This window comes from Tersicoccus solisilvae, assembly GCF_014643255.1.
GTDB classification, from domain to species: Bacteria; Actinomycetota; Actinomycetes; order Actinomycetales; family Micrococcaceae; genus Tersicoccus; species Tersicoccus solisilvae.
The window spans coordinates 1-562 of sequence record NZ_BMJI01000091.1 but is presented as its reverse complement, the minus strand read 5'-3'; the positions used below and the strand labels follow the sequence as shown (position 1 = coordinate 562).

Genomic DNA, 562 nt, shown 5'->3' with positions numbered 1-562 from the left:
GCGCTGCGCAGCAATCGTCATCACCCCAAAGAAATCGCCGCACCGGAGGCGGTGGATATACTCGGCCGCCGCCTGAAAGATTACTTTCACAGTGACGATATTCGGGTGCGCTTAAGTGACGGCATAGTCTCGGATGCCGCCGTGGGCGGCGATACGGTCAAACTCAATAGCAAGGCGCTATTCAGCCAATCGGATCTCGATGTTTATGAGGTCCATGAGGGCTGGGTACATGTGGGCACCACCCTCAATGGCCGGGCTCAACCCTGGGCCACCTGGCTCAGCGTCGGTTCTCCCAGGGTAGCTGCAGCCCAGGAAGGGCTGGCCGTATTGATGGAAACCATCACCCTGAGCTCCAACCCAGGGCGGGCCAGGCGTATCAGCGACAGGATCACCGCGGTCGATATGGCCGAGCAAGGTGCCGACTTTATTGAAGTATTTAACTATTTCTGCGGTCAGAATCTCAGTAAGCGAGATAGTTACCGGGTCACTCAGCGGGTATTTCGCGGTGGCATGGTGCAAGGTGGCAGCTATTTCACCAAGGATATCTCCTATGTGCGCGGCT

Annotated in this window: 1 protein-coding gene; it reads left to right on the top strand. The window is 57.1% G+C overall.

The annotated features are described in order from the left end of the window. On the top strand, positions 1–562 hold a 562-nt coding region (locus tag IEX22_RS16395), incomplete at both ends, for a tyrosine/phenylalanine carboxypeptidase domain-containing protein (RefSeq protein ID WP_188669294.1).